At 63.3% G+C, this 20,056-nt stretch carries 16 protein-coding genes and 2 tRNA genes; 11 read left to right on the top strand and 7 right to left on the bottom strand.

What is annotated here, in order from left to right; translation table 11 throughout:
- Positions 1–40: 40 nt before the first annotated feature.
- The 3 genes from AC5WNJ_RS03110 to AC5WNJ_RS03100 all read right to left on the bottom strand — a co-directional run bounded on the left by AC5WNJ_RS03110 (position 41) and on the right by AC5WNJ_RS03100 (position 1,407).
- Positions 41–116: transfer RNA gene (locus tag AC5WNJ_RS03110), tRNA-Asn, on the bottom strand.
- A gap of 174 nt (positions 117–290) precedes the next feature.
- Positions 291–367: transfer RNA gene (locus AC5WNJ_RS03105), tRNA-Met, on the bottom strand.
- Positions 368–453: 86 nt separating this feature from the next.
- Entirely contained in the window at positions 454–1,407 is a 954-nt protein-coding gene (locus AC5WNJ_RS03100) for a choline ABC transporter substrate-binding protein (protein WP_176676260.1), read from the bottom strand.
- 424 nt (positions 1,408–1,831) lie between these two features.
- Here AC5WNJ_RS03100 and betI point away from each other — a divergent pair, with 424 nt between their 5' ends.
- The 4 genes from betI (at position 1,832) to AC5WNJ_RS03080 (ending at position 8,933) form a co-directional block, all read left to right on the top strand.
- Positions 1,832–2,488, top strand: a complete 657-nt coding sequence (gene betI / locus AC5WNJ_RS03095) for a transcriptional regulator BetI (protein ID WP_176676259.1) — start codon at positions 1,832–1,834, stop codon at positions 2,486–2,488.
- On the top strand, positions 2,481–3,962 hold the full coding sequence (gene betB / locus AC5WNJ_RS03090; RefSeq protein ID WP_176676258.1) for a betaine-aldehyde dehydrogenase: 1,482 nt from the start codon (positions 2,481–2,483) through the stop codon (positions 3,960–3,962). Before betI ends, betB begins: the two co-directional genes overlap by 8 nt.
- A gap of 336 nt (positions 3,963–4,298) precedes the next feature.
- Positions 4,299–6,014 (top strand): choline dehydrogenase, encoded by a 1,716-nt coding sequence (gene betA, locus AC5WNJ_RS03085; RefSeq protein WP_176676257.1) that lies wholly within the window; start codon positions 4,299–4,301, stop codon positions 6,012–6,014.
- A gap of 450 nt (positions 6,015–6,464) precedes the next feature.
- A complete protein-coding gene (locus tag AC5WNJ_RS03080) occupies positions 6,465–8,933 on the top strand; it encodes an acyl-CoA dehydrogenase (RefSeq protein ID WP_176676256.1) in 2,469 nt (822 codons plus the stop codon).
- A 128-nt stretch (positions 8,934–9,061) separates the two neighbouring features.
- On the opposite strand, the gene AC5WNJ_RS03075 is transcribed toward AC5WNJ_RS03080, so the two are convergent.
- Entirely contained in the window at positions 9,062–9,649 is a 588-nt protein-coding gene (locus AC5WNJ_RS03075) for a hypothetical protein (protein WP_176676255.1), read from the bottom strand.
- Positions 9,650–9,989: 340 nt separating this feature from the next.
- Between AC5WNJ_RS03075 and ugpB the strand changes: the two genes are divergently transcribed.
- From ugpB to AC5WNJ_RS03040, 7 genes are all read left to right on the top strand, one after another.
- Positions 9,990–11,360, top strand: coding sequence for a sn-glycerol-3-phosphate ABC transporter substrate-binding protein UgpB (gene ugpB, locus AC5WNJ_RS03070; RefSeq protein ID WP_176676254.1), 1,371 nt, complete (start codon positions 9,990–9,992; stop codon positions 11,358–11,360).
- Between the two features lie 200 nt (positions 11,361–11,560).
- Positions 11,561–12,436 (top strand): sn-glycerol-3-phosphate ABC transporter permease UgpA, encoded by an 876-nt coding sequence (gene ugpA / locus AC5WNJ_RS03065; RefSeq protein WP_495930377.1) that lies wholly within the window; start codon positions 11,561–11,563, stop codon positions 12,434–12,436.
- Complete coding sequence (gene ugpE / locus AC5WNJ_RS03060; protein WP_175090578.1) at positions 12,436–13,281, top strand: sn-glycerol-3-phosphate ABC transporter permease UgpE; 846 nt, start codon at positions 12,436–12,438, stop codon at positions 13,279–13,281. Before ugpA ends, ugpE begins: the two co-directional genes overlap by 1 nt.
- Before the next feature lie 98 nt (positions 13,282–13,379).
- Positions 13,380–14,495: a sn-glycerol-3-phosphate import ATP-binding protein UgpC gene (locus AC5WNJ_RS03055; protein ID WP_253062246.1), complete on the top strand. Its 1,116-nt coding sequence runs from the start codon at positions 13,380–13,382 to the stop codon at positions 14,493–14,495.
- Between the two features lie 213 nt (positions 14,496–14,708).
- Positions 14,709–15,536, top strand: a complete 828-nt coding sequence (locus AC5WNJ_RS03050; protein ID WP_176676252.1) for a glycerophosphoryl diester phosphodiesterase — start codon at positions 14,709–14,711, stop codon at positions 15,534–15,536.
- Positions 15,533–16,354 carry a DeoR/GlpR family DNA-binding transcription regulator gene (locus AC5WNJ_RS03045; RefSeq protein WP_176676251.1) on the top strand — a complete coding sequence of 274 codons (822 nt, stop codon included), beginning with the start codon at positions 15,533–15,535 and terminating at the stop codon, positions 16,352–16,354. The genes AC5WNJ_RS03050 and AC5WNJ_RS03045 overlap by 4 nt, the downstream gene beginning before the upstream one ends.
- Positions 16,355–16,459: 105 nt before the next feature.
- Positions 16,460–17,278, top strand: coding sequence for an HAD family hydrolase (locus AC5WNJ_RS03040; protein ID WP_176676250.1), 819 nt, complete (start codon positions 16,460–16,462; stop codon positions 17,276–17,278).
- 153 nt (positions 17,279–17,431) lie between these two features.
- Here the strand turns inward: AC5WNJ_RS03040 and trpC are convergent, their stop codons facing one another.
- The 3 genes from trpC to AC5WNJ_RS03025 all read right to left on the bottom strand — a co-directional run bounded on the left by trpC (position 17,432) and on the right by AC5WNJ_RS03025 (position 20,015).
- On the bottom strand, positions 17,432–18,256 hold the full coding sequence (gene trpC / locus AC5WNJ_RS03035) for an indole-3-glycerol phosphate synthase TrpC (protein ID WP_176676249.1): 825 nt from the start codon (positions 18,254–18,256) through the stop codon (positions 17,432–17,434).
- Positions 18,256–19,302, bottom strand: coding sequence for an anthranilate phosphoribosyltransferase (gene trpD, locus AC5WNJ_RS03030; protein ID WP_176676248.1), 1,047 nt, complete (start codon positions 19,300–19,302; stop codon positions 18,256–18,258). The genes trpC and trpD overlap by 1 nt, the downstream gene beginning before the upstream one ends.
- Before the next feature lie 77 nt (positions 19,303–19,379).
- Positions 19,380–20,015, bottom strand: a complete 636-nt coding sequence (locus tag AC5WNJ_RS03025; RefSeq protein WP_253062244.1) for an anthranilate synthase component II — start codon at positions 20,013–20,015, stop codon at positions 19,380–19,382.
- Positions 20,016–20,056 lie beyond the last annotated feature (41 nt).

Genomic DNA, 20,056 nt, shown 5'->3' with positions numbered 1-20,056 from the left:
TGCTATCAGGCTGACATTTCAAGCATGCTGCATGTGCTATTGGCTCCTCGAACAGGACTCGAACCTGTGACCCAATGATTAACAGTCATTTGCTCTACCAACTGAGCTATCGAGGAACAACCTTGAGCACGCGACGAATTATACGGAAATACTCAATGGCGTCAACCACCTTCGGCCATTCAGACCACCGCAGAACTCGCTGGATTCCTCCTGCCGGATCCACCTCCGAAAGCGCACTAAGCGACATCCAGATGTGACAAGGCCCGCACGGATGCAGGCCTTGGAATCACTGGTGGCTACACCCTGATTTGAACAGGGGACCCCATCATTATGAGTGATGTGCTCTAACCAGCTGAGCTATGTAGCCACACGACGAGGCGTATATTGCAGGTCAGGCTGCTGAATTGCAAGCACTTTTTATCAAAAGCTCAACAGACGAGCCCGACGGGCCGATCAGATCCCCAGCGATGTCTTCACCGCGGCAAGGCCAGGCTGGCCCTCCACGGTCTCGACTCCCTCGAGCCAGGCCTCCAGCACCTGCGGGTTCTGCTTGAGCCAACTGGCCGCCGCGTCATCCGGGTCTTCGCCGCCATCCATGATGTCACCCATCAACTGATTTTCCATCTCCAGAGTGAACTCGAGATTGGCAAGCAGGGCCCCGACGTTGGTGCATGCTTCGCTGTAGCCCGCGCGGGTGTTGGTATACACCGTCGCACCGCCCAGATTCGGCCCGAAGTAATCATCGGCCCCTTCCAGATAGCCCATCTCGAAGCGGGTATTCATCGGGTGCGGTTCCCAGCCGAGGAACACGACCCACTCCTCGGCGGCAATCTTCGACTTCACTTCCGCCAGCATGCCAGCTTCCGAGGAGTCGATCATCTCGAACTCGCCCATGCCGAAGGCGTCGTCATCGATCATGTCGGCAATGATCATGTTGCCGTCGTTACCCGCCTCTATCCCGTAGATGCGACCGTCGAACTTCTCGAGATTGTCGGCAAGGTCCGCCACCGAGGTCACGCCGGCATCCAGCACATACTGCGGCACCGCCAGGGTGTATTTCGCGCCCTGGAGATTGGCGCGCGGGCGATCGACCTGCCCCTTGTCGATGTAGGGGTCACTGATGGAGGCCATCGAGGGCATCCAGTTACCCAGGAAGACGTCGAAGTCATCATTTTTCATGCCGGCATAGGCGATCGGCACCGAGATGGTGTCAGAGGTCGTCTCATAGCCCAGCCCTTCCAGCACGGCACGCGTCAGGGCGGTGGTAGCCGTGATGTCCGTCCAGCCGACTTCGGCGAAACGTACCGTGCGACATTCTTCCGTCACGGCGGCCTGGGCCTGATTCGCCATGACCGGCACGGCGATGACGCCCAATGCCAACAGCACCTTACCAGGTGATCGTTTCATGCTAACCCCTTGTTTTATTGTTCGTTGTCAGTCAACTCTCGACCATCGGCGCAACGTTCAACCTACATTGAGATCGACATGCTGCCCCTCCATGTTCTACCGCACTGTAGCGCTTTTACCAACCGGCCTCGCCAACCCACTATCTTTCACGCCCGCCTGCCGCTGACCGCCACCTGACCTCGATTCCTCGCCCGCCTCCCCTTTGATGCCCTCCCGGACTGCCTGTTGACAGCCCCCTGGCTGCCCCGCCCTACCTCAACTTGACGCATCGAGAACCAGCCTCTACACTTTTTGTTAATTGAACGTTCAATAAAAACTTTGCACACGACAGCATGGTGCAGCGCTCGCGGCAAACCGGTGATGATCCAGTACCATGGCCACACCCAGTGTCACACCGACCCGATATACGAAAAGGACTCCGTTGATGCCCAAAGTGGGAATGGAACCTATCCGCCGCCGCCAGTTGATCCAGGCCACCATGCAAGCCATCGATGAGGCAGGACTCGCCGATGCGACCGTGGCCCGTATCGCCCGTCACGCAGGTGTGTCCACCGGCATCATCAGCCACTATTTCGGCGGCAAGGATGGCTTGATGGAAGCCACCATGCGCCAGATTCTCACTGACCTGCGCAGCGCCGTCAGTGAGCGTCGCGCCGCACTGGCAGATGATGACGTCCGCAGCCATTTGCGTGCGGTGATCGACGGCAACTTTGATCGCAGCCAGGTCAGTCAGAGCGTGTCCAAGACCTGGCTGGCCTTCTGGGCCTCCAGCATGCACCGCATTCCGCTGGAACGCCTGCAGCGGGTCAACGACAGGCGGCTGATCTCCAATCTGTGTGCCCTGTTCCGCCGCTGCATGCCGCTGAACGAGGCACGTGATGCCGCGGCCGGACTGGCCGCCTTGATCGACGGCCTGTGGTTGCGCGGTACGCTGGACCCGACCGGCCTCGATGTCGAGCGCGCACGCCGCCTCGCCTACGAATATGCTGACTACCAGCTGACACGTCACATGACAGCATCCCTGAACGCGACAGACTCCCCCACTTCCCCTGAACCCAGAAAGGAGCGCACGCATGGCTAACGGCAACGCAAGCTTCCCGACCCAGACCCTCTACATCGGTGGCCGTCGGGTCGAGGCTACCTCCGGCGAGACCTTCGAGACCGTCAACCCGGCCACCGGCGAAGTCATCGCCGAGATCCAGCAGGCCAGCGGTGCCGACGTCGATACCGCCGTCGAAAGCGCCCTGCAGGGGCAGAAGGTGTGGGCCGCGATGACCGGCATGGAGCGTTCACGCATCCTGCGTCGCGCCGTCGATCTGCTGCGCGAGCGCAACGACGAACTGGCACTACTCGAGACGCTGGACACCGGCAAGCCGCTGTCCGAGACCGAAGCGGTCGACATCGTCACCGGTGCCGATGCACTCGAGTACTACGCGGGCCTCGCGCCGGCCATCGAAGGCAGCCAGGCGCCGCTGCGTCAGGAAGCCTTCGTCTATACCCGCAAGGAGCCGCTGGGCGTCATCGGCGCCATCGGTGCCTGGAACTACCCGATCCAGATCGCCTGCTGGAAGTCTGCCCCGGCTCTCGCCGCCGGCAACGCCATGGTCTTCAAGCCCAGCGAAGTCACGCCGCTGAGCGCACTGAAGCTGGCCGAGATCTTCACCGAAGCCGGCCTGCCCGACGGCGTGTTCAACGTCGTGCAGGGCGATGCCCGCGTCGGCGTTATGCTCACCGAGCACCCGGATATCGCCAAGATCTCCTTCACCGGGGAAGCCGGCACCGGCAAGAAGGTCATGTCCGCGTCCGCCTCTTCCAGCCTCAAGGAAGTCACCATGGAGCTGGGCGGCAAGTCCCCGCTGCTGGTGTTCGCCGATTCCGATCTCGACCGTGCCGCCGACGGCGCCATGATGGCCAACTTCTACAGCTCCGGTCAGGTGTGCACCAACGGCACCCGCGTGTTCGTCGAAGCCAGCGTCAAGGAGGCATTCGAGGCGAAGATCGTCGAGCGAGTCGCGCGCATCAAGGCCGGCGACCCGCAGGACCGCGCCACCACCTTCGGCCCACTGGTCAGCTTCGAGCACCTGGACAAGGTCGTCTCCTATCTGGAAATCGCCAAGCAGGACGGCGCACGTCTGCTGGTCGGCGGTGAGCGCATGAGCGAAGGCGACTTCGCCAAGGGCGCCTGGGTCGCACCGACCGTCTACACCGACTGCAGCGATGACATGCGCATCGTGCAGGAAGAGATCTTCGGTCCGGTGATGTCCATCCTGTCCTTCGACAGCGAAGAGGAAGTCATCCGTCGCGCCAACGACACCACCTATGGCCTGGCGGCTGGCCTGTTCACCGAGAGCCTGAACCGTGCGCATCGCGTGATTCATCAGCTCGAAGCCGGCATCTGCTGGGTCAACACCTGGGGCGAGTCGCCGTCCGAAATGCCGGTCGGCGGCTACAAGCAGTCCGGTATCGGTCGCGAGAACGGTGTCGAGACGCTGTCTCATTACACCCAGACCAAGTCCGTGCTGATCGAGATGGGCCCGTTCGAGTCCGCCTTCTGAGCCAGCACTGGCCATAAGGCCTGATGACAGCAGCACCCTCTGGCGCCAGAGGCTGAAGTACCGGAACTCAAGACCGGGCCAAGCGCCAGATGCCCCACCTGCCGGCATGTCGAACACTCGCCATGCCGGCTGCACGCCGCGTCGCTCGCCAGCGCCGCGCGCAGTGCCCGAATCCCGATGAGTCGTTGAGCCCCCGATGGCAGCTTGCTGTCATGCGGTGCCCCGACGACTCTTCACAGACACATCACCGTATCCATCCGCCCGGCAGTGGCCACCCCTCGTCGTCGACGGGGCGTCCTGCGCCCGCATGTGGCATCTGATACGAAAGGAGATTTCATGAGCCAATTCGAGCGTGAATACGACTACGTCATCATCGGTGCCGGCAGTGCCGGCAACGTGCTGGCCACCCGCCTGAGCGAAGATTCCGACGTCAGCGTGCTGTTGCTGGAAGCCGGTGGCCGCGACCACCGCTTCGACTTCCGTACCCAGATGCCCGCCGCCCTGGCCTACCCGCTGCAGGGTCAGCGCTACAACTGGGATTTCAAGACCGATCCCGAGCCGCACATGAACAACCGTCGCATGGAATGTGGCCGCGGCAAGGGTCTGGGTGGCTCCTCGTTGATCAATGGCATGTGCTACATCCGCGGCAATGCGCTGGATTACGACAACTGGGCCAAGGACCCCATTCTGGCCGACTGGAACTATCGTGAGTGTCTGCCCTACTTCCGCAAGTGCGAGACACGCGATATCGGCCCGAATGACTACCATGGCGGCGACGGCCCGGTGTCTGTCACCACGCCCAAGCAGGGCAACAACGAGCTCTATCATGCCTTCATCGCGGCAGGCATCGAGGCGGGCTACCCGGCCACCGAAGACGTCAACGGCTACCAGCAGGAGGGCTTCGGCCCGATGGACCGCTTCGTGACTAGGGAAGGCCGTCGTGCCTCCACCGCGCGCGGCTATCTGGATACCGCCAAGAAGCGCCCCAACGTGACCATCGAGACGCGCGCCACCACCGACGTCATCCTGTTTGAAGGCAAGACGGCGGTCGGTGTGAAGTACGAGCGCAAGGGCAAGGACCACCGCGTGCGTGCGCGCAAGGAAGTGCTGCTGTGCGCCGGCGCCATCGCCTCGCCGCAGATCCTGCAGCGCTCAGGCGTCGGCAACCGTGAACATCTCGAGCCGCTGGGCGTGAAGATGGTGCACCACCTGCCGGGCGTGGGCGAGAACCTGCAGGATCACCTCGAGCTCTACATCCAGTACGAGTGCACCAAGCCGATCTCGCTCTACCCGTCCCTCAAGTGGTACAACCAGCCGCCCATCGGCCTGGAGTGGATGCTCAAGGGGACTGGTGTGGGTGCCAGCAACCAGTTCGAGGCCGCCGGCTTCATTCGCAGCGATGACAACGAAGCCTGGCCGAACCTGCAGTATCACTTCCTGCCGATCGCGATCAGCTACAACGGCAAGAGCGCGGTGCAGGGCCACGGCTTCCAGGCACACGTCGGTTCCATGCGCTCCCAGAGCAAGGGTCGTGTCCGACTGACCTCTCTCGACCCCAAGGCCGCGCCCTCGATCTTCTTCAACTACATGGCCGAGGAGCGGGACTGGGAAGAGTTCCGCGCCGCCATTCGCCTGACTCGCGAGATCATCGCTCAGCCGGCACTGGATGATTACCGTGGCCGCGAACTGGCGCCGGGTGCTGATGTCCAGACAGACGAGCAGCTCGACGAGTACGTGCGCAACCATGCCGAGACTGCCTACCACCCGTGTGGCAGCTGCCGCATGGGCAGTGACGAGACCTCCGTGGTCGATGGTGCCGGTCGCGTACATGGCCTAGACAACCTGCGCGTCGTCGATGCCTCGCTGTTCCCGGTCATCCCCACCGGCAACCTGAACGCGCCGACGATCATGCTGGCCGAGAAGATGGCCGACAAGATTCGTGGCCGCGCGCCGCTGCCGCCGTCCGACGCCGATTACTTCGTGGTCGAGCCGGGCACACCGGCCAAACAGCCCGCCAAGCGCCAGATCGATTCCGCGCCGATCAATGGCTGAGCATTGATCAATGACTGAGCACCGATCAATGACTGAGCACCGATCAATGACTGAGCACCGATCAATGACTGAGCACCGATCAATGACTGAGTTCAGGTCGATGACCAAGCACTGATCAACGCCAGAATCCGTGCGAGTCAACGCCTGCGACAGGTAGTCTGGCCTCACGCACGCAAGCGCTATCGATCGTCCAAGGCCCCGCATTGCGGGGCCTTTTTCATGCCTGTCAGAAGCAGCCACTCATCCCGGTCTTGCGCTCTCCGACTGCCTGCCCCGGGCGGCTGTCCTTTTCGAGAACGAATCCGCACACCTTAGACCTTGGACGTACTGCAGGGTCGAGCAACATGGGATAGGCTGAAGACAATTCAAACAACCGTTCTAAACGCATGGCTGCTACGCTGTAGTAACACCATGCAAAGACACCATCCCTCGCCACCCGGAGATCCTGCCATGACGCAGCTCATCCTCATCCTTGTCGCCATTGCCGGTCTGTTGGCCGTCATGGCACGCGAAGCCGGGGCCCTCGCGGCCATCGGCGTTCTCGCCATCATCGGCATCGTCGGCCTGGCGGTCGACGCGCCGGTGCTGGGTTGCCTGCTGCTGATCGGCGCGGCACTGGTCGCGGTATGTGGCCTGCCGGCCCTGCGCAGCAAGTGGCTCAGCCCGCGTCTGTTCGCGATGTTCAAGAAGGTCTCCCCCAAGGTCTCGGACACCGAGAAGGTGGCGTTGGAAGCCGGCACCGTGTTCTGGGACGCCGAGCTCTTTTCCGGCAAGCCGCAGTGGAACACCCTGACCGCACAGCGCAACGACGGCATCTCCAGCGAAGAGCAGGCCTTCATCGACGATCAATGCTCTGTCGCCTGCGGCATGACCAACAGCTGGGAGATCGCGCGTGAGCGTGCCGATCTGCCCGAAGCGCTGTGGGAGTTTCTCAAGCGCGAGAAGTTCTTCGGCATGATCATTCCCAAGGAATATGGCGGCCTGGGCTTCTCGGCCAAGGCCCAGTCACTGGTACTGCAGAAACTCTCGGTCAACGAGACACTGATGGTCACCGTCGGCGTGCCCAACTCCCTCGGCCCGGGCGAGCTGCTGCTCAAGTACGGCAGCGAAGAACAGAAGAACTATTACCTGCCGCGTCTGGCCGATGGCCGCGAGATCCCGTGTTTCGGTCTGACCGGCCCGCGTGCCGGCAGTGATGCGACTTCCATCCCGGACACCGGCATCGTGTGTCGCGGCATGCATGATGGCGAGGAAGTCGTCGGTATTCGCCTGAACTTCGAGAAGCGCTGGATCACCCTGGCGCCGGTCGCCACCGTGGTCGGCCTGGCCTTCCGCATGTTCGACCCCGAGCACCTGCTGGGTGACGTGGAAGACATCGGCATCACCTGTGCCCTGATTCCGCGTGACACCGACGGCATGGACATCGGTCGTCGTCACCACCCGATCGGCGCGCCGTTCATGAATGGCCCGATCTTCGGCAAGGATGTCTTCATTCCGCTCAGCTACCTGATCGGTGGCGAGCAGATGGCCGGCCAGGGCTGGAAGATGCTGGTCGAGTGTCTGTCGGTGGGTCGCTGCATCACCCTGCCGTCCGGCTCTGCGGGCATCTCGCGCTACGCGCTGGGCTGGAGTGCCGGCTTTGCGCGCATCCGCCGTCAGTTCAATCTGCCGGTGGCCGAGATGGAAGGCGTTCAGGAGCCCCTGGCGCGCATGGCCGCGATGAACTACATCAGCCAGGCGTCCGTGCTGCACACCGCCAACATGATCGACAACGGCCACAAGCCGGCGGTGCCTTCCGCCATCCTCAAGAGTCAGCTGACCGAGATGGCTCGCTCGCTGCTGGCCGATGGCATGGATATCCACGGCGGACGCGGCGTGACGCTTGGCCCGCGCAACTACATCGGCGTGGCCTACGCTGGCACTCCGGTCTCGATCACGGTGGAAGGCGCCAACATCATGACCCGCAACCTGATGATCTTCGGTCAGGGCGCGATCCGCTGCCATCCTTACGTGCTGGAAGAGCTGGCCGCCAAGGACGCCGATGACCTGAACGCCTTCGACAAGGCCTTCTTCCGCCATGCAGGCCTGATCTTCGGCAACGCGGCACGCGCCTTCACCCAGAGCTTCGGCATCGGCGGCAAGGCCACCGGCTTCGACGCCATCGCCACGCCCTACACCAGCCACATCAACCGCTTCAGCGCCGCCTTCTCGCTGTCCGCCGATGCAGCCATGGCAAGCCTCGGCTCCAGCCTCAAGGCGCGCGAGATGCTGTCGGCACGCCTGGGCGACGTGCTCTCCAACCTCTACCTGGCGTCACTGACGCTCAAGCAGTGGCACGAATCCGAGGCCTGCGAACACGAAGAGGCGCTGTTCCACTACAGCATGCAGTGGCTGCTGCACCGCGCGGAAAAGGCACTGGATGAGCTGTTCGCCAACCTGCCCAACCGTGCGCTGGGCACTGCCCTGCGCGTGATCGCCCTGCCGCGTGGCCGTCAGTTCGCCATGCCCAGGGACAGCCTGACCCGCGAGGTCGCCCGTGCCGTTTCCACCGACACTGCACTGCGTGCCAAGCTGACCGACAACACTTGGGACGCCCAGGACGAAGGCCAGCAGGACAACGCCCTCGCCCGCTACAACGCGCTGCTCAAGGACTATCCGCGCGCCGAGCCGATCTACAAGGCGCTGGCCAAGGCCTACCACAAAGGCGAGATTCCGGCCGATGCCCTGTCACCGGAAGCACGTATCGAAGCGGCGGTCGAGGCAGGCATCCTGTCAGCAGAGGATGGCGACTTCATGCGCGTCTTCGAAGCCGAGGTGCTCGACATGCTGACCGTCGACCACTTCGAATTCGACGCCTTCGTGCGCAAGCCGATGGCGAGTGACGGCACCGCCTCCAACCCGCAGCAGGACGCCGCCTGATCACTACTGGCGACGCCCACGTGATCGACGCTCGAACTGATCACTGATCGCAGAACCACAAAGGCCCCGCTCAATGAGCGGGGCCTTTGTCTTGGCAGAGCATGCCATTCGCGTGCGTCATCTCATCCTCAGATATGACGCGCGAAGTGCTCCAGGTCACGCACGAAGGCGTTCTTGTAGGCCTCGAAGTCCTTCGGGCGCGCCTTGAAGGAGCGCTTGATGCGCTCGCGATCCAGGCGCAGCGGCGCGTCGAGGGCTGCCAGATTGCCGACACGCGCCGCCGGATTCATGCCGACCAGCTCGCGCGGCTGATCGCCTTCGGCCTCAGCCTCCAGCCAGTCGTTGATGCCGGCGCGACGCAGCACACTGACCAGTGAACTGTCGGTGATGCGTACCTGCAGGCGACCGTGATCGGCCAGCTGGGAGACCAGCGCGATGCCGTGGTCGTGACCGCGATGCACCGTCGGCGTCGCCCACAGCGCCAGATTCAGGCCACGTGCGTTCTCGTCGAGTACCAGCAGCGCGGCAGAGTGGATGCGCTCGGCATCGTCGACCAGCGCGAACAGGCGCGCCATCTCATTCTCGAACCACACCCCACGCACGCCGGCGTAACTCACCAGCGCATCCAGACCCCCTTCGCGGCCATGGACTTCGGCGCACAGCATCGCCAGACAGGCATCACGTCGGGCACCGGCACTCACTTCAACCACTTTCATCGCGTTCTCCGCCACAGGCATTTTCAGCGCGCAAGACTAGCACACTCGCTCGCCGGCCGCTTATTTCGGCCTTGAGTTACCCCCGGCGCCTCGCTTGCCAGCCCGAGCCGAGCTGGCGGCGCCACACGGCGGCTGCTCAGTCACAAGTTCAGCCTCGCTCGAATGAACATCTTCCTGTCACAAAGTTGTAAAGCGGGCGCTATAGAGTCGTCTACGCTTTTCGGACGATCATCAAAAGAACAAGAAAATGTTCACTTGATCGTCGCCATCGATCGTCAGCGGCCAGCGTCCTTCTTCTTTGTGCGGAAGCTGGCCAGGGGAACCTCTCAGGAGTTTGACCATGCGCCGCCCGACTCATCATGCAAGCACCCGCACGACTGCCACCGCGACTCGTCGCCTCGCCAGCCTCGCGCTGGCCATCGGTTTCGCCTCCGCCTCCGCCAGCGCCCTCGCCGCCACCGAGGTGGAATGGTGGCACGCCATGGGGGGCGGGCTCGGCAAGAAGGTCGACGAGATCGCGGCCGACTTCAATGCAAGCCAGGACGACTACGTCGTCAAGCCGGTCTTCAAGGGCAACTACTCCGAGACCATGACCTCCGCCATCGCCGCCTTCCGCGCCGGCAAGGGCCCGGACATCGTGCAGATCTTCGAGGTCGGCACCGCCACCATGATGAGCGCCAAGGGCGCGATCGTCCCGGTGTATCAGCTGATGGCAGACTTCGCGCCGCAGGAAGGCACCGCCTTCGACCCTAACGCCTACCTGTCTGCCGTCACCGGCTATTACACCGATACCGACGGCAAGATGCTGTCGATGCCGTTCAACTCCTCGACGCCGGTGACCTACTACAACAAGGACGTGCTGGCCGAGGCGGGCGTCGAGTCCCTCCCGCAGACCTGGCAGGAAATGGGCGCTGCGCTCAAGAAGGTCGTCGATTCCGGCGCCGCCAGCTGTGGTCTGACCACCACCTGGCCGTCCTGGGTGATGCTCGAGAACTTCTCGGCGCGCAACGACGTGCCCTTCGCCAGCCAGGCCAATGGCTTCGCCGGCACTGATACCCGCCTTGAATTCAACACGACCGCCGTGGTCGATCACATCCAGCGTCTCGATGACTGGCAGGCCGACAAGCGCTTCGTGTTCGGCGGTCGCTTCGATGATGCGGCGCCCAAGTTCTACTCCGGCGAGTGCGCGATGATGATGGGCTCTTCCGCCAGCTATGCCGGCGTCAAGGAAAGCGCCAAGGGCTTCGAGTTCGGCGTCGCACCACTGCCCTATGACAGCGACGTGATCGAAACGCCACAGAACTCCATCATCGGCGGCGCGTCGCTGTGGGTACTGTCCGGTCACAGCGATGAGGAGTACCAGGGTGTCGCCAAGTTCTTCCAGTACCTCTCAAAGCCTGAAGTGCAGGCCGACTGGCACCAGTTCACCGGCTATCTGCCGATCACCACTGCCGCGGCAGAGCTGACGCGCGAACAGGGCTTCTACGCCGAGAACCCGGGTACCGACGTCGCCATCACCCAGATGACCTCCGCGACGCCGACCGAGAACTCCAAGGGGCTGCGCTTGGGCAACATGGTGCAGATTCGTGACGTGATCAATGAAGAGCTGGAGAAGATCTTCTCCGGCAAGGAAAGCGTGCAGGACGGCCTGGACAACGCCGTCAAGCGTGGTGATTCGCTGCTCGAGAAGTTCGAACGCGCCAACGGCTGATCATCGCCACACCGGGGGCGGGCCCATGCCGGGCTCGCCCTCCCGCCATTCTCTATCGCCAGAGAGCGGAAAGCGCATCCGACATCCGGTGTCCTTTCCCTTCTCTCACGGCGTGATGGTGCAGGAACGGCCGAGACTTGCCGACTCCGTGCTACCGACGGCACCACCCAGCCCCTCCTTGCTTGCGAGACCCCTGCTGCATGGCCCATTTCAATCGACACCCCATCACGCCCTGGATACTGCTGGCCCCCCAGCTGCTGATCGTTGGCGTGTTCTTCTTCTGGCCGGCCTACCAGGCCATCGAACAGGCCTTCTATGTCGAGGATGCCTTCGGTCTCTCGCGGGAATTCACCGGCCTGAGCAACTTCGTCAGCGTGCTGAGCGAGCCTGAATACCTCACGACACTATGGACGACCACCTATTTCTCCTTTGCGGTGGCCTTCGGTGCCATGGCACTGGCGCTGGGACTGGCCGTGCTGGCGGACCGCGTACTGCGCGGCGCACATGCCTACAAGACCCTGCTGATCTGGCCCTACGCCGTGGCACCCGCCGTTGCCGGGGTGTTGTGGCTGTTCCTGTTCGACCCGACGCTGGGCATCCTGCCGGAGCTGCTGTCCGCCATCGGCATCGACTGGAACCACAAGCTCAATGGCGATCAGGCCATGTTGCTGGTGGTGCTGGCCTCGATCTGGAAGCAGATGAGCTACAACTTCGTGTTCTTCCTCGCCGGTCTCCAGGCGATTCCCAAGAGTCTGCTGGAAGCGGCCGCGATGGATCGCGCCGGCCCCTGGCGGCGCTTCTGGACCATCACCTTCCCGCTGCTCTCGCCGACCAGCTTCTTCCTGCTGGTGATGAACGTGGTCTACGCCTTCTTCGAGACGTTCGGCACCATCGATGCCACCACCCAGGGCGGCCCGGCCGGCTCGACGCGCACCCTGGTCTACAAGGTCTATGAAGATGGTTTCGTCGGGCAGGACCTGGGTTCGAGTGCTGCCCAATCCGTGCTGTTGATGGTCATCGTCGGCGTGCTGACGATGATCCAGTTCAGATATGTCGAGAAGAAGGTGCAGTACTGATGCGCTACAACCGTCCCGGGCTTGATATCGCAAGCCATGCCCTGCTGATCGTCGGCTGCGCAGTGTTCTTCCTGCCGGTCTGGATCGCCTTCAGCGCCAGCACCCACGAGATGGGTGACCTCTATTCCAATGTCGCCCCCGTCTGGATCGGCGAGGCTGGCCTGGACAACTACCGTCATCTGCTGGCAGACCCGGTCAGCAGTCTTGGCGCCGACGTGATGACTCTGCTGTTCAACTCGATGCTGATGGCACTGGGCATCGCCATCGGCAAGATCATCATCTCGGTGCTGGCCGCCTACGCGATCGTGTTCTTCGAGTTCCGCTTCCGCAAGCTGTGCTTCTGGCTGATCTTCATCACCCTGATGCTGCCGGTGGAGGTGCGCATCCTGCCGACTTTCAAGGTAGTGGCCGACCTCAACATGCTGGACAGCTACGCCGGCCTGATCCTGCCGCTGATCGCCAGCGCCACCGCGACCTTCCTGCTGCGTCAGTTCTACCTGACCATTCCGGCGGAACTGGTCGAGGCCGCGCGCATCGATGGCGCCGGGCCGTGGCGCTTTCTCAAGGACATCCTGCTGCCGCTGTCGAAGACCAACATCGCGGCGCTGTTCGTGATCATGTTCATCTACGGCTGGAATCAGTATCTGTGGCCGCTGTTGATCACGACCGATGCCGATTACCTGACCATCGTCGTCAGCCTCAAGCGCATGCTGACCACCGGTGATGGTCTGGTGCCGTGGCAGGACGTCACCGCCACCACGCTGCTGGCCATGGGCCCACCGGTGCTGGTGATCCTGTTCATGCAGCGCTACTTCATCAAGGGCCTGGTGGACAGCGAGAAGTGATCTCGCGCTCCGACCTGCGACACCTCGCCCGCCCCTGATTCCGTTACGCCGTGATGGGCAGACTTGCCCGTCACGCCACCGCTCTGGATACACGACTCATGGCAACACTGGCGCTCAAGCAGCTCAAGAAGCAGTACCCCAATGGTTACAAGGCCCTGCATGGCATCGATCTGGCGTTCGGCGAAGGCGAATTGATCGTCATCGTCGGCCCGTCCGGCTGTGGCAAGTCGACCCTGCTGCGCACCCTGGCAGGCCTGGAAGACATCTCCGAGGGCGATCTGGAGATCAACGGCCAACGCGTCAATGACCTGGAACCCGCCGAGCGCGATATCGCGATGGTGTTCCAGAACTACGCTCTCTACCCGCACATGAGCGTGTTCGACAACATGGCCTACGGCCTCAGGAATCGGCGCACGCCCAAGGACGAGATCCAGCAGCGCGTCAGCGAGGCCGCCGAACTGCTGGGCCTGACCGCACTGCTCGACCGCCGCCCCAAGCAGCTCTCCGGCGGCCAGCGTCAACGTGTCGCCATGGGGCGCGCCATCGTGCGCAAGCCGCAGGTCTTCCTGTTCGATGAGCCACTCTCGAATCTGGACGCCAAGCTGCGCGTGCAGATGCGTCTCGAGATCCGCCGCCTGCAGAAGCGCCTCAAGGTCACTTCCATCTACGTGACCCATGATCAGACCGAAGCCATGACCCTGGCGGACCGCCTGGTGGTGATGAACGGCGGCCATGTCGAGCAGTTCGGCACGCCGATGGCGCTCTATGATCAGCCCGCCAGTCAGTTCGTCGCCGGCTTCATCGGTTCCCCGGCGATGAACTTCCTGAGCGCCACCCAGGTACAGACAGGCCTCGTACTGCCGTGTGGCGCAACCATCGCCCTGCGGGGCGAAGGCCTGACCATGGGGGATGAGCTGACCCTCGGCGTTCGCCCCGAGCACCTGCAGATGCTGGAGACAGGCGATGCCCTGCCCGCAGGGGCCGCGGAGCTTGAGGCGCACATCGAGCTGGTCGAACCGCTGGGCGCCGACACCCTCGCGTACTGCCGACTGCATGGCCAGAGCGAGCCGCTGGTAGTGAGACTGGATGGCGAGCACGCCGTCACGGAAGAACAGACGCTGCGCCTGGCCATCCTTCCGGCGCGCGCCCACCTGTTCGGCGCCGATGGCAAGCGGCTGGCAACCCGCGAGCAGGCGACAGCGGCCATCGAATGACCGCTGTCGTCGTGAAGCGCTGTCATCAAGCAGGCGCGGCCATCCCGTCGCGGGCCAACTGACCCCCTTGCCCTGATAACGTCATCATTGGATGGTAATGCTTGGGACCTGCCCTGATCAGTCTCGCGCCTGTGCCTCAGTGTCCCGTCTCGACTGATCGATGCCGCAGCTGCGTAGCGGGCAGACATGCCATTCTTTCTGTGAGGATTCACCATGGCTTCATCGTCACATTCAGCTGACTCATCACGCTCAACCGACAACGCTCTGTCCCTGCCCCTGGCGATCGCGCATCGCGGTCTGTCGGCCTATGCGCCGGAAAACACCCTGGCCGCCATTCAGGCGGCGCATGAGGCCGGCTTTCAATGGGTGGAGCTGGACGTGCAGTTGCTGGGCGACGGCACACCGGTCATCTGGCACGATGCCGGCGTGAATCGCTGCTCGGATGGGCGTGGCAAGCTCAAGAATCTCGATTGGGGCAGCGTGCAGACCTTCGATGTCGGCAGCTGGTTCAATGCGTGCTTTGCCGGTGAGCGGATGGCCTCGCTCAAGCAGGCGCTGGAGCTGATCGCGCGCCTGGACATGCGTCTGAATCTGGAGCTCAAACTCAGTCCCGGCCACGATGCCCAGGCGCTGGTCGATGCCGCCATTCCGATGGCCAGCGCCCATCTCCCCCCCTCGCACCTGATCATCTCGTCGTTTGACCCCCAGGCGCTGCGCCTGACGCGTCAACGCGACCCACAGGTGCATATCGGCCTGCTCTTCGATGACATCCCCGATGACTGGCAGAGCCTGGCCGATGAGCTGAACGCAAGCTCCGTGCATGCCGACTGGCGCGCCCTGACTCGCGCCGCGGCCAGTGCCGTCACCAGCCGAGGCCACAAGCTGCTCTGCTACACGCCCAATGATGCGGCGGCCTTCGCACCGCGCTGGGCCTGGGGTGTGGATGCCGTCATCAGCGATGACCCGGCCATCTTCAGCGAGGAGGATCGCGAGCCCACTCTGCCGAACGACACCCCTACGCAAGGGCTATCCCGGACATGAGCCCGGGCATCGAGCGCGACAGTCGCAGCGTCGAACACGCGAGCAATGACGCACTGACGAGGCGCCAGCAACAGATTCTCGAGCGACTGGCCCGCGAGGGCCAGCTGGCGGTCGACCCGCTGGCCCATACCTTCGACGTCACGCCCCAGACCATCCGGCGTGACCTGGCCGTGCTGTGTGAGCGCGGGCTGGCGCGTCGACGCCACGGCGGCATCGAGCGCCCACCGGGCGGTTACAACCTGGGTCATACCCAGCGCATCATGCTGGCACGAACCGCCAAGCAGGCCATGGCCGCCAGCGTGGTCGCCGAGATTCCCGATGGCGCCACCCTGGCGCTGGGCATCGGCACCAGCGTGGTAGCGGTCGCCGAAGCCTTGCTTGCCCGGCGCGGCCTGCGCGTGATCACCAACAATCTGCAGGTGGCCCAAGCGCTCTCGACCCATCCGGATGTCGCTGTCCAGTTGGCGGAAGGACAATTGCGCCCACAGGATCTCGATGTGGTCGGCAGTGCCACCGTGGCCTTCTTCGCGCGTCATCAGGTCGATATCGCGGTCCTCGGCTGTGGTGGTCTCGATACCGGTGGGCTGCTCGATTTCGACCCGGAGGAAGCCGCGGTCAGTCGTACACTGATCGGCCACGCCCAGCGCAGGATCCTGGTCGCCGACGCCAGCAAATGGGGGCGCGCCGCCATGTGCCGCATCGCCCCGCTCGAGGAGATCGACCTGCTGGTCACCGATGAGCTGCCCCATCAGCCCGATTATCGCAGCGCGCTGGAGGCTGCCAGCCAGCAGAGCCTGTCGGTGCGCTTCACCGCCTGAACCGAGGCGCGTCGCGCAAGCCGTCACGCATCGACGATACTGAAGGGACACACGACGGATGACAGCCGCGCTCCCGCTTACCTTCTGAGGATTTCTGGAATCACCATGCAAGCCTTCGCTCACTGTCCTGCCAGCACCCTGTCGGGTATCCGCTATCTGTTGACCGATATCGATGACACCCTCACCCATGAGGGGCGTCTCGCGGCATCGACGCTGGCGGCACTGGAACGCCTGGATGCCGCCGGCATCAAGGTCATTCCCGTCACGGGCGGCTGTGCGGGCTGGTGTGATCACATCGCGCGCGCCTGGCCGATCGCCAGCGTGATCGGTGAGAACGGTGCCTTTGCCTTTCGCCGCCAGGGGCAGCGCATCCTCACCACCTGGTGGGAAGACGAGCAGCGCCTGCGCGCTCGTCAACGCCATGTCATGACCGTCGCTCGCCAGCTGCTGCTCAATCACCCGCGCGCAGCACTGGCCCAGGACCAGCCCTTCCGATTTGCCGATGTCGCGGTGGACCACTGTCAGGCGGTAGGCCCGCTGGCCCAGAGCGAGATTCGTGCCATCATCGCCGGCTTCACGGCCGCTGGCATTCAGGCGCGCGCCAGCTCAATCCACATCAATGCGTGGCAGGGCGAGTTCGACAAGGCGCGCATGGCGGTGCGAGTCCTCACCGAGACCTTCGGCCTGGACCGCATGCAGCTGGAGCAGGAGGTGATGTACGTCGGCGATGCGCCCAATGATGCGCCGATGTTCGCGACCTTCCGTCACACCGTAGGCGTGGCCAATATCATCCAGCACCGCGCGGCACTGGGCTGGGAGCCCAGCTGGGTGACACGCCACAGTCATGGCGCCGGGGTCGAAGAAATTGCCGAGGCTCTGCTCTCGGCACGCAAGGGGGGCGAGAGCGTCAAGACAGACGCCTGACCCTGTGACTGATGGCGGGTATAGACCTCCAGCAGGATGACGGCCACAGGCTTTGATACAGAAGTCAGCAGACAGGCATGAAAAACCCCGCATGGCATCACCATGCGGGGTTTTGTTATCCATAAGATAACAAATAACACAAACCACCGGCTATCAATCCGCGAAGAACAATCCCCGCAGACCTTCACCCGGATCATCAAAGCGCATGAAGGCTTCTCCCACCAGGAAGCCATGGACACCACCGTCGCGCATCTTCGCCACATCGTCACGGGTATGGATGCCGGATTCGGTGACCACACGCACGCCCTGCGGCATGTCGGTCAGCAGGTCCAGCGTCGTCTCCAGCGACGTCTCGAAGGTACGCAGGTCACGGTTGTTGATGCCGACCAGCTCCATGCCCAGCGCCAGTGCACGCTTGAGCTCTTCGCCGTCGTGCACCTCGACCAGCACATCCATGCTCAGCTCGCGCGCCTGACGATACAGAGCGCTCAGGCGTGCGTCGTCCAGCGCCGCGACGATCAACAGGATGCAGTCGGCGCCGATGGCACGCGCTTCCAGCACCTGATACGGGTGGATGATGAAGTCCTTGCGAATCACCGGAATCGAGACGGCGTCGCGCGCCTCGATCATGAAGTCCTCATGTCCCTGGAAGAAGTCGGCATCGGTGAGCACCGACAGGCAGGCGGCGCCGGCCTGCTCATAGGCTACGGCGATCTCGGCGGGCACGAAGTCTTCACGGATCACGCCCTTGGAGGGTGACGCCTTCTTCACCTCGGCGATGATGGCCGGCTCGCCACGGTCGATGCGCGACGTCAGCGCCGCGATGAAGCCGCGCGGCGCGCTCTGTTTCTCGATCAGAGCCTGCAGGTCCGCCTCGCTCACCGCGGCGCTGCGCTCGGCGATCTCTTCTTCCTTGCGCGCCAGAATCCTGGCCAGGATGGTCGGCAATGCCTTGTCAGTCGTCTGCTCGGTGCTCATCAGCGGGTCGCTCCTTCATCATTGACCTGGGCGTAGACACGGGTGAAATCTGCCAACTCCTTCATCTTCTCGAACGGCAGCTTGCTGGCCTGCACGTCCTCGGCAATGCTGACCCCCTCCTTGAGACTGTCCGCGATGCCCGCCACGTAAAGAGCCGCGCCGGCATTGAGCGCCACGATGTCGCTGGCCGGGCCCTCATCTCCGCGCAGCGCCTGCTGCACCAGCTTGAGGCTGGCATCCGAGGTCTCCACCGCCAGACTTTCCAGCGACTGGCGCGCGAGACCGAAGTCTTCCGGCGCGATACGGTATTCGCGGATCTCACCATCCTTGAGTTCATTGACCAGCGTCGATGCCGCCAGCGAGATCTCGTCCAGGCCGTCATCGCTGTGCACCACCAGCACATGCTCGGCCCCGAGGCGCTTGAGCACCTCGGCCATCAGCGGTACCAGCGCCGGATCATAGACCCCCAGCACCTGACGGGTGGCGCCGGCCGGATTGGTCAACGGGCCGAGAATGTTGAACATGGTACGCACACCCATCTCGCGGCGCGGGCCGATCACGTGCTTCATGGCGGCGTGATGATTGGGTGCGAACATGAAGCCGACCCCGATATCATCGATGCAGCGTGCGACCTGCTCGACGTCCAGCGCCAGATGGATGCCGGCCGATTCAAGCAGGTCGGCACTGCCGGACGATGACGAGACACTGCGATTGCCATGCTTGGCCACATGACCACCGGCGGCCGCCACCACGAAACTTGCCGCCGTGGAAACATTGAACAGGTTGGCGCCATCACCGCCGGTGCCGACGATATCCACCGCATCAGTGGCACGCACCGTGACGCGCGTCATCAGCTCACGCATCACCTGGGCAGCGGCGGCCAGCTCATCGACGGTCTCGCCCTTCATCGACAGCGCCATCAGCAAGGCCCCGATCTGCGCCTGGGTCGCCTCGCCGGTCATGATGGCCGTCATGACCGCATGAGTGTCGTCGTAGCTCAGGTGCTGGCGGCGCATCACGGCGCCAATCGCCTCACGCATCTGCATGTTGTGTCTCCGCAGGCGCCAGCCTCGGCGGCTGACGCATGAAAAAATAGGATGTAGCTCTTGCGATCAACGCCCGCTCAAGCAGCTTTCGCAGCCTCGCCACGGCGCAGGAAATTAGCCAGAAGCTCATGACCCTGCAATGTCAGGATCGACTCGGGGTGGAACTGGACGCCTTCGACATCCAGCTCGCGATGGCGCAGGCCCATGATCAACTGAGGCGTGACATCCTCGTCATCCGTCCAGCTGGTGACGATCAGACACTCGGGCAGGCTCTCGCGATCGACCACCAGCGAGTGATAGCGCGTGACTTCCAGCGGCTCGGCCAGCGCGGCGAAGACACCGCTGTTGTCGTGACGCACGGAGGAGGTCTTGCCGTGCATCACCTGAGGGGCACGTACCACCTTGCCGCCATAGACCTGACCGATGGCCTGGTGACCGAGACACACGCCCAGAATCGGCAGCTTGCCGGCGAAGTGATGAATGGTTTCCAGCGTGATGCCGGCCTCGTTGGGCGTACACGGCCCCGGACCCAGCACCAGATGTGAAGCGCCGAGCGCCTCGATCTGCTCGAGGGTGATGGCATCATTGCGCACGGTCAGCACTTCCGCGCCCAGCTCACTCAGATACTGGACGATGTTGTAGGTGAAGCTGTCAAAGTTGTCGATCATCAGCACGCGTGGCGTGCTGGCATCCTGGGAAGTGAATGTCTGCATGGTCAGTGTCCATTCTCGGGAGCGGGTCCTGCGCCGTGACT

This window comes from Cobetia sp. PDI-23MA (genome assembly GCF_059507735.1).
Note: the sequence above shows the minus strand (reverse complement) of the source record. Positions and strands in the feature narration are given on the sequence as shown.

Bases quoted from the DNA above. Each gene is read 5' to 3' on its own strand.
- betB (WP_176676258.1), top strand. From the start codon at position 2,481: ATGGCTAACGGCAACGCAAGCTTCCCGACCCAGACCCTCTACATCGGT.
- AC5WNJ_RS03055 (WP_253062246.1), top strand. From the start codon at position 13,380: ATGGCAACACTGGCGCTCAAGCAGCTCAAGAAGCAGTACCCCAATGGT.
- ugpB (WP_176676254.1), top strand. From the start codon at position 9,990: ATGCGCCGCCCGACTCATCATGCAAGCACCCGCACGACTGCCACCGCG.
- AC5WNJ_RS03040 (WP_176676250.1), top strand. From the start codon at position 16,460: ATGCAAGCCTTCGCTCACTGTCCTGCCAGCACCCTGTCGGGTATCCGC.
- AC5WNJ_RS03025 (WP_253062244.1), bottom strand. From the start codon at position 20,015: ATGCAGACATTCACTTCCCAGGATGCCAGCACGCCACGCGTGCTGATG.
- AC5WNJ_RS03045 (WP_176676251.1), top strand. From the start codon at position 15,533: ATGAGCCCGGGCATCGAGCGCGACAGTCGCAGCGTCGAACACGCGAGC.
- ugpE (WP_175090578.1), top strand. From the start codon at position 12,436: ATGCGCTACAACCGTCCCGGGCTTGATATCGCAAGCCATGCCCTGCTG.
- AC5WNJ_RS03075 (WP_176676255.1), bottom strand. From the start codon at position 9,649: ATGAAAGTGGTTGAAGTGAGTGCCGGTGCCCGACGTGATGCCTGTCTG.
- AC5WNJ_RS03050 (WP_176676252.1), top strand. From the start codon at position 14,709: ATGGCTTCATCGTCACATTCAGCTGACTCATCACGCTCAACCGACAAC.
- betA (WP_176676257.1), top strand. From the start codon at position 4,299: ATGAGCCAATTCGAGCGTGAATACGACTACGTCATCATCGGTGCCGGC.
- ugpA (WP_495930377.1), top strand. From the start codon at position 11,561: ATGGCCCATTTCAATCGACACCCCATCACGCCCTGGATACTGCTGGCC.
- betI (WP_176676259.1), top strand. From the start codon at position 1,832: ATGCCCAAAGTGGGAATGGAACCTATCCGCCGCCGCCAGTTGATCCAG.
- trpD (WP_176676248.1), bottom strand. From the start codon at position 19,302: ATGCAGATGCGTGAGGCGATTGGCGCCGTGATGCGCCGCCAGCACCTG.
- AC5WNJ_RS03100 (WP_176676260.1), bottom strand. From the start codon at position 1,407: ATGAAACGATCACCTGGTAAGGTGCTGTTGGCATTGGGCGTCATCGCC.
- AC5WNJ_RS03080 (WP_176676256.1), top strand. From the start codon at position 6,465: ATGACGCAGCTCATCCTCATCCTTGTCGCCATTGCCGGTCTGTTGGCC.
- trpC (WP_176676249.1), bottom strand. From the start codon at position 18,256: ATGAGCACCGAGCAGACGACTGACAAGGCATTGCCGACCATCCTGGCC.